The sequence below is a fragment of the Nostoc sp. CALU 546 genome (assembly GCF_048836525.1).
Genome location: NZ_JAWJTF010000175.1, coordinates 1 through 9019 on the forward strand (window position 1 = coordinate 1; position 9019 = coordinate 9019).

Sequence of the window (9019 nt, forward strand, 5' to 3'; positions counted from 1 at the left end):
ATCGACGGGGAGGTTTGGCACCTCGATGTCGGCTCATCGCAACCTGGGGCGGAAGTACGTCCCAAGGGTTGGGCTGTTCGCCCATTAAAGCGGTACGTGAGCTGGGTTCAGAACGTCGTGAGACAGTTCGGTCCATATCCGGTGCAGGCGTAAGAGCATTGAGAGGAGTCCTCCTTAGTACGAGAGGACCGGGAGGAACGCACCGCTGGTGTACCAGTTATCGTGCCAACGGTAAACGCTGGGTAGCCAAGTGCGGAGCGGATAACCGCTGAAAGCATCTAAGTGGGAAGCCCACCTCAAGATGAGTGCTCTCACCACAATAAGTGGGTAAGGTCACGGGCAGAACACCCGTTCTTAGGCGGTAGGTGGAAGTGCAGCAATGTATGTAGCCGAGCCGTGCTAACAGACCGAGGGCTTGACCTCACAACTCATTTGGTTTCGCGTTACTTGCAGTCTTCAGGGTTTCTGAAGTATTAGAAATGTAAAATTTCAAAAGTCATTTTTAATTTTACATTTTTAATTTTTAATTCCCATCAGGTTTTCCTGGTGTCTATTGCGCGGTGGAACCACACTGAACCCTTCCCGAACTCAGAGGTGAAACGCTGCTGCGGCAACGATAGTTTAGGGGTAGCCCTACGCAAAAATAGCTCGATGCCAGGTTCTATTTTTAAAATGAAAAGCCTCTCTAATAAATTTTAGAGAGGCTTTTTGTATAATTAGTGTTTACTTGAAGTCCCTGTTTCTCTGAATTTGTCCTCTAATTCATCATGACAACCGACAATCTTTTTTAATACAGCTACTTTTCTTTGAAGTTCATTAACTTGTTCTGCATCAAAAACGCCTCTCTAAAAATTGTTGTTTACTACAGGTTTCATTTTTGATTTTCTGAAATGCCACTCGAACTGCAAAACCTCACAGGCGGTTATACCACACTACCAATTGTCCAAGACATTAACCTCACTCTGCAAACAGGAGAATGGTTGAGTTTAGTTGGTGCTAATGGTTCAGGTAAATCTACTTTACTAAAATTGGTAAGTCGTATTCTCTCACCACAATATGGAACAGTGCTACTTGATGGTAAAGCAATTCACTCTCAACCCCCAAATCTAGTCGCACAGAAACTGGCATTATTACCGCAACAACAAACAGTTCCCGTTGGGTTAACAGTGCGACAATTAGTAAGTTTAGGACGCACGCCGCATCAACCTTGGTGGCAATGGGAACTAAAGGCTGAAGATTGGCTCAAAGTTGAAACTGCAATTAAAAAGACACAACTAGAAAAACTGAGCGATCGCTTAGTCGAACAACTATCAGGCGGTGAAAGACAACGGGCTTTTTTAGCTTTAGCACTAGCGCAAGAGCCAAAAGTTTTACTATTAGATGAACCGACAACTTTTTTAGATATCAACTATCAGTTGCAACTATTGGAACTGCTCAAAGGACTGAATCAGCAGCAGGAATTAACTATTATTACAGTTTTGCACGAACTGAATTTGGCAGCACGGTATAGTTCCCGTATTGGATTATTAAAACAGGGTCATATTTGGGAAATTGGTACACCGGAACAAGTCCTGACACCAAATGCGATCGCACAAGTATTTGGTGTAGAATCTGTAATTATTCACACGCCTGTCGGATTACAGGTTTGTGCCATTTCTGCTGTTTAAAATCTGCCAAGCTAGCAAAATCTAAATACACTTGGATACTCTATTCTGTAAAGATATGAGGGTATCCAAGTGGGGAAATAAGCAGAGGGCTGAACACTCATCTAAGACTTGGTTTCCTGTGTCTGTGCGTCGATAATTACACTCCAGTCATCATTTGTCACAGCAGCTTCAAGTTGACGCTGACGCTCGGCTTCACTGGCATCTATTGTTTCTGACTCTTTAGAGAGAGTTGTGTCAGCCATTGCTTTCCGCAGTTTTAGCTTTTTCTCCTCATAGGCTTGGCGTTCCGCCTCTGACATTACCGCTTTCGCAGCTTCACCTACCGTGCTAGCCCACATTTCTCTATCAGTTGCGTTACCAGGTGGCATACTTTCGAGTTCTGCTATCCACGCATCTCGCAAATCTTCCATTTCTTGACGCTTGGGGAATTTGAATGCTTGCACGCGGACAAAAGTACACTTTTGCTTACCATTTTTAGTGACATGACCGTTTAGAGAAAGCAATACATTCCGAGAATAGCCAATGTGCTGTGTACAGCCTACTGCGTCCAATACTGCGTAGACACCTGCAACTTTAGCGTTCTGAGCAGCTGCACTCCAAGTCTCAAGGTCAATGATTTCAGTACCATCGTTTGCCAGTTTAGGGGTTATACTCACCTCAATGGCGGTGTGTTCCTCATCGGAACTATATAAAAAGTCATGTAGTCCACGGTGGTTTATGGGGACATTTTGATGTTCAATTGACGACGGATTGTGCTGAGTTTCCATTGCAGTTGATCTCCGAGTTATTAATTAGCTATGCCAATGGCAAGCGCGAAGCGCTACGTAAATATATGCCCTTAAAATATTGAAGCTTAAATCTACTCACATCTCCAAATTCTTTTTCTTAAGGATTTTGACCAAGCAAAAACAACTATTAGAATTTATATGAATCAATTGACGCCTAAAAATTGGATATTCATCAAACAGAGACTAACTCCTTATTTATTTTTACTACCCGCTTTGGTTCTTTTGGGGTTAACTGTTTTTTGGCCTGCACTGCAAGCGTTTTACCTCAGTTTTACTAGCTATGAAGATATTGCCCAGCCGCCAGAATGGATAGGTTTCGCAAACTTTCTCAAGCTTTGGAAAGATGCGGTTTTTTGGAAAACCTTGGAAAACACTTTTCTATATCTTGTTGGTGTAGTACCAATTTTAGTAATTGCTCCCTTAGTACTGGCAATATTGGTAAATCAAAAACTGCGAGGGATGAATTGGTTTAGATCTGCATATTACACTCCAGTCGTAATTTCAATGGTAGTTGCGGGAATAGCTTGGAAATGGTTGTACGCAGAAAACGGATTACTTAATCAGTTATTTAAAGCTTTAGGTATTTTTCCAGAAGGTATTCCTTGGCTGACTAGCCCAGACAAAATTTTTGGTATTGTACCAATTTCTCTTGCCAGCGTTATGGCTGTCACCGTGTGGAAGGGACTAGGCTACTACATGGTGATTTATTTAGCGGGGTTGCAATCAATTCCCACTGATGTCTACGAAGCCGCTGCAATTGATGGCTCGGATGGGATCAGCAAACATTGGGATATCACCATACCTTTAATGAAACCGTATCTAGCACTAGTGGCGGTAATTTCGGCTATTTCTGCAACCAAAGTATTTGAAGAGGTATACATTATGACCCAAGGGGGGCCACTCAGTAGCTCGAAAACAATTGTTTATTATCTATATGAGCAAGCCTTCAACAATTTGGAAATTAGCTACGCTTGCACAATTGGGCTAGTGCTATTTTTGATAATTTTAGGGTTATCAATTTTGCGATTAGTTATTAATAAACAGGAGGGAGAAAATATTACAATTTGATATTTAAACTGCACAAAATCAAGCTTGGTAAGACAAGTAAGGAGAAGAGGGAACAACAAGGATATAAATTTTGGATAATGGTAAAGCGAGGCATACGACTTTTCAACTCTTTTTTATTTAAAACCGAGTTTGATACTCCACTACTGCACGACTATCATCGGTTAAATTAGTGGAAGCACGCACACGAAATTCGTCGTTTATGCGGTAATTAACACCCCATTGGAAGGGGTCATTTGTTGTTAAGATTTTAATACTGGAAACAGATATTTTGGAAGAAATATCAATCCCAGCTTCCGCTGCTAATTCTAAAGTTGAATTACTTCTTCCAGCTTCGGGATTCTCAGAAATAACGGTAGGAAATATTCGCAGTTCACTTAAGCCAAAGGTACTGCCAATCTGATTAAAAGCTGACTGAAAATTGTTGAACACAGCCGAGCCTGCAATGTTAATTAGACCTAAAGTACTGTCAGCACGTCCTTGGGTGTCTACAAATCCACCTCCTAAAAGAGCAACAATTTCGGTTTGGCTACGTGACGGACTACTTGTTAGTTCTAAATTTTCATTCAGTTTGCTAGCTAAACCGTTGATAGTGGCTTCGACTCGAACACTTTCTAAGGATGATAAACCTGTGGTATTTATCCGGCTGAAATCATTACTTTGAGTTACGTCTAGTACTTTGGCAAATAGCCGAATATCTAAGTTGGGGTCGCGGGGTTGAGAGGGACTAAATGTTGCGGTATGTTTATAGCCACGAGCAAGGTTAAATTGGGTAGTAAATAAATTTACACCACCTTTTTCTAGCTGGATAGTGCCATCGGGTATTGGCTGATTGATTAGGCCGTTAACTATGAGATTACCAGTGGCACGGAAGTTGAGAATAGGGGGGCGGGTAATTTGAACGTTTTTGCCTAGTTCTAAATCTAGATTATTAAATCTAGCAATAGTATTTCCCATTCCATTCCCGATTTCAGTTTTACTCTGCTTATTATCTTTTGTGGGTGATACACCAAGACCACTATCATTTGCAGATGAAGTTGCGTCAGTAGATTCTGCCAGCAATACCTGACCATCAAATAAGTTTACTTTACCGCCAATTACTGGGCTAAGGGCAGAACCAGTAATCTGCAAATTGCCGCTAGCACCTCCTTGGTAAAGTGCCTTGAGATTCAACGTCAGCTGATCGAGATTAACAGTCAGGGGATTGTTGATAGTCGCATTCTCATTGTTGAAGATGGGAATTTCCCCAGCAGCTTGTACCTTCCCACGGCTAAATCTACCTTCAAGATTTTCTACTAAGATGCGGTCAAAATTAAACAGCACTCTACCTGTTACACGTCTGAGCTTACCTGGCAAAGCCTGGGCTGAAAAAGTAGCATTACTAATAGTAGCAATTCCATCTACTTCGGGTTTTTGCAATGTTCCACGCACCTTGAGGTCTATTTCTCCTTCACCTTTCTCAAATACCACTTGATTAGTTAATGCGTTTAACAGTGCCAATCCCTCGTTTTCCAGCTTCATATCCAAACTGATTTGCTCACTGTCTGGTGCGACAGAGGCAAAAGGCAATTTATAAGGAATGCTGCCAGTAATATCAACAGGTTTTGGCCCAGCAACGGCTACAGTACTACCAAAATTTAAGCGTCCGTTGGCATAGCTGAAACTTGCGATCGCTGACTCTATTTTGCTCTGATTTAGTATTCCTTCTGTAATTTGCAATTCCCCTCTAGCTTGGGGATTAGCAATGCTTCCTGCTAAAGCTGCTGTACCGTTAAGATTCCCTGTGATTCCAACTGGTAGTTTGACAACATTATTCAATAGTTGTACGGGAAAATTATTCACTCGCAACTGGCCAGATTGTTCATCACCGCCAACGTTACCTGTGAAGGCAATCAGCCTGTTTTCAGACTGGATTCGTAATGGTCGCAAACTCAAAACACCATTTTCAAAGTTGCCTTCGGCAATCACTTTGTCGGCGGTATAATAACGATTTTTTTCTTCCTTTTTACCCCAGGCAAAGTTTTGTCCATTCAAATTAAAATCCACTGATAATCCATTGGCTGTAGCTGTATTTACAGCCACTTCCCCGTTGAAAGTCCCCTTTAAATCTGCCAAATCTGGTATAGGAGTGGAATTAAGTCGCTGTTCTTCCTGTTCTGCTACCAAAGCTTCAATTTCAGAAAACCGTTGGATTTGGGTTAATAAGGGTTGATTTGGCGCTCCTTGGGAGGTGGTGGTTAGATCCGCTGCTGTACCGTAGATTTCTGCTGAACCACCTGGCAAATTTTGTAAATCAAATATCTGTGCTACAGATAAAACATCTTGGATCTCTCCCTGGTTGACGTTAAGTTTGCCTTGTAGTTGAGGCCCTTTAGGGCTTTGGGCAAAAGTACCGACAAGAGCGTAGCTACTTTTGCCTTTGACAAATTCGCTACTGGCGAGTGTGGCTTTCCCGTCACCGTAGCGGAATTGAGCAGCTATTCGATCGCCTTTAACTCGACCAATTTGAGGATTAGCGATCGCAAAATTCCCCGTTGTTGCCAATGTCTGCTGATTAAACAGCAAATCCCCAGTTAACAATCCAGCTATCTTACCAGTACCCAGTCGAGTAATTGGCGGCGGACTCAAATTCAATATTTGTAAGGGGAAATTGGCCACTTTGAGCGCCCAATCATTCCCTTGAACATTACCTGTAGCTGATGCTTGCTGCCATTTTACTAAGAAGGATTTCGGGCGATTATTGGCATCTAAATTAAAGGCCAGGCGATCGCTATTTCCTGCCAAGTTCAAATTTAAACCGCGTCCCTGTGCTGAATCGATGTTTCCAGTCAACAACGGCTCAAAAGCAATATCTTGAACAACTAAGTCTCGTAAATTAATTTGCCCTACTACATTTGGCAAGGGCAGCTTACCAGTGATTTGACCATTAAAATCAACTCTCCCCGCCACAGCAACCTCATTAGGAAGATTGATTGGTAACTGTTTTAAGTTGTAATTCTCTGCTTGGACGTTGAGGTTTAGGGCAGTAATTTCCGGTATGCCCGCTCCCTTAGCATTGGCTAATATGTTACCAGTAACACTTAAACCGGGAGCAGTTGCTCGCTCAATGGTCAGCCTTTCACCACTCCAAGCGATCGCAGCACTCAGAGGTTGCTCCAAACCGGGGAGACCTTGGGATAATTGCACCTGTCCAGCAGCACGCACATCAGCTAACTTCGATGATCCTAGCGTGCCAGCTAATTGCAACTGACCGCCAAGTTGACCCCGCAATTGCTGATTTAACCGATTTAATTCCACACCAGAAGCATCAACTACAGCTTGATAACGACCATTAGCCAATTGGATATTAGAGGCTGCGATCGTTCCACCTGCAACATCCAACCGTCCTTGACCGTTGGCTTGGATGGTTTGCGGTTGGAACGATTCAATAGAACCCGCCACGTTTGCTTGACCAGTTAAGGCTCCCCGGAACTGCGGGGGTACTGCTGCCAACTGCTGCAACGGTACATTATTTGCTTGAACTTGTGCCTGATATACACCATTACCGACTTGGATATTAGAGGCTGTAATAGTTCCACCTGCAACATCCACTCGCGCTTGACCTATAGCTTGGATAGTTTGCGGTTGGAACGATTCAACAGAACCCGCCACGTTTACTTGACCAGTTAACGTCCCTCGGAACTGTGGTGGTACTGCTGCCAACTGCCGCATAGGTACATTCTTAGCCTGAACTTGCGCTTGATATACACCATTACCGACTTGGATATTATTAGCTGTAATAGTTCCACCAGCAACATTGACCCGCGCCTGACCTCTGGCTTGAATAGTTTGCAGTTGAAACGACTCAACAGAACCCGCTACGTTGAACTGACCAGTCAACGCTCCTTGGAACTGCTTTGGTAATGTTGCCAACTGCTGCACAGGCACATTTTTAGCCTGAACTTGCGCCTGATATACACCATTACCCACTTGAATATTATTGGCTGTAACCGTACCGCCGCCAATAGTAAGGCGACCTTCCCCAGTGCCACGGAAGGTTTTCAGGCTGAAATTATCTCTGTTGCCTGCGATTTGGAATGTACCCGCCAATGGATTATTTAAAGCTGGGGGAGACTGTTTCAATATCCGCCCCAACCGCACACCATTAGCTATAAGTTGAGCAGAGAAGCCTTGGTCTTGTAGTTGGACATTAGAAACTACAACTGTGCCGCCACCAATTTGAACTCCTGCACCATCACTGCGAATCGTGGCAATTTCAAATGGTGCTGTGCTGCCTGAGAGGATGAGACGACCATTAAACTGTGCCCCCGCCAAAGAGACATTTTGTAGTTGACTTTTGTCTACAAAGGGTTCCAATTTTACCCCAGAGGCAACAGCCACAGCTTGCCAACGATCATTGGCATAACTACCAGTTGCCCGGACTTTACCACCACTTACATTCAGAGCCACATTACGGAAAGAGACGGTGCGATTTGGAGCAATTGCAACTTCGCCAGTTCCAGGGTAAGTTCCGTTAGGAGCTTGGAATCTTACCACCGTTTGGACATTGGTAGGAGCGCCGGTTAGTTGGGCTGTAGCTGAGACATTGCCGATTTGGAAAGCGGGAGTTGTTTCATAAACTTTTGCGATCGCATCCCCTGGAACATTCTTGGCAGCAAAATTTAAATCCAGTCGCGGGGTTTCACCAAGTTGAATTTTACCAGCGCCCGTGATCTCACCACCAACTTTGGCCTTACCTTGAATATCTTTGAGGGTAATTAAAGAGGAACTAGTAACAAGCTCAAACTTACTACTGATGCTATTAAAATCAACTTTATCAATCCGGGCAGTTTGGATTGTGGCAACTGTACCTGAGAGAATTGGTGCTTTAGTTGATCCGGTAATTTGCAAAGAAGCTTGTACTTGTCCAGCGATCGGCACAGGTAATGTTACCTTGAGAGTCTCTTGGGCATTCGCCAAACTCACCGCATTTACCCGCCCTGTCAACTTAAAACCTGCTTGAGTGTCGATAATTCCCGTAGCCACTAGGGGAATTTTGCCGTAGTTGGTAGTGACATTATCTAACTGCAACTCCGTTCCCTGAAAACGGAGGTTTCCTTGACTATTGCTCAACAGTTGCGGGACTTTGGGTATTTGAAGTGTTAACCCTTGCACAGCCGCACTGCCATACAATAAAGTATCCTGTCCTGGCATCAACCGAATCAGCAAGTCGCCATTGGCTCGACCAGTCAGTAAGTTCACTGGTAACTTAATGAGGCGAGTAATATCCGCAGCCAGCAAGTCTTGCGATCGCAACTGGAAGTTCCCTGCTAGCTCCTTAGAACGAGTCTCTCCCTGAATGGCAATATTACCACCACTGTCTGCTTGACCCTCCACTTCAAACCTGACCAACTGGTTATTTGCTAAAAGCTGTGCAGATCCGTTCAGTTGAGAAAATGTTATGGGAGATGAGGAGGATGAAGTTAATGTCACTCCCTTATCTCCCCCTCCCCCCTCCCC

Annotated in this window: 4 protein-coding genes and 2 rRNA genes; 4 read left to right on the forward strand and 2 right to left on the reverse strand. The window is 43.8% G+C overall.

All coding sequences use genetic code 11. The features are described 5' to 3' along the window. The 3 genes from RRG12_RS40745 to RRG12_RS40755 form a co-directional block, all read left to right on the forward strand. Positions 1–423, forward strand: a 23S ribosomal RNA gene (locus tag RRG12_RS40745); the annotation flags it as partial. Between the two features lie 119 nt (positions 424–542). Continuing rightward, positions 543–660 (forward strand): 5S ribosomal RNA (gene rrf, locus RRG12_RS40750). Positions 661–890: 230 nt separating this feature from the next. Next, positions 891–1667 (forward strand): ABC transporter ATP-binding protein, encoded by a 777-nt coding sequence (locus tag RRG12_RS40755; protein ID WP_420763116.1) that lies wholly within the window; start codon positions 891–893, stop codon positions 1665–1667. A gap of 101 nt (positions 1668–1768) precedes the next feature. Here RRG12_RS40755 and RRG12_RS40760 read toward each other — a convergent pair whose 3' ends face one another. Beyond that, positions 1769–2434, reverse strand: coding sequence for a GIY-YIG nuclease family protein (locus tag RRG12_RS40760; RefSeq protein WP_420763117.1), 666 nt, complete (start codon positions 2432–2434; stop codon positions 1769–1771). A gap of 159 nt (positions 2435–2593) precedes the next feature. Between RRG12_RS40760 and RRG12_RS40765 the strand changes: the two genes are divergently transcribed. Beyond that, positions 2594–3523: a carbohydrate ABC transporter permease gene (locus RRG12_RS40765; RefSeq protein ID WP_420763118.1), complete on the forward strand. Its 930-nt coding sequence runs from the start codon at positions 2594–2596 to the stop codon at positions 3521–3523. A gap of 117 nt (positions 3524–3640) precedes the next feature. Here the strand turns inward: RRG12_RS40765 and RRG12_RS40770 are convergent, their stop codons facing one another. Further along, positions 3641–8992, reverse strand: a complete 5352-nt coding sequence (locus RRG12_RS40770) for a translocation/assembly module TamB domain-containing protein (protein ID WP_420763119.1) — start codon at positions 8990–8992, stop codon at positions 3641–3643. Positions 8993–9019: the final 27 nt, after the last annotated feature.

Excerpts from the sequence above, each read along its gene's own strand:
- RRG12_RS40755 (WP_420763116.1), top strand. The coding sequence starts at position 891 with ATGCCACTCGAACTGCAAAACCTCACAGGCGGTTATACCACACTACCA.
- RRG12_RS40760 (WP_420763117.1), bottom strand. The coding sequence starts at position 2,434 with ATGGAAACTCAGCACAATCCGTCGTCAATTGAACATCAAAATGTCCCC.
- RRG12_RS40765 (WP_420763118.1), top strand. The coding sequence starts at position 2,594 with ATGAATCAATTGACGCCTAAAAATTGGATATTCATCAAACAGAGACTA.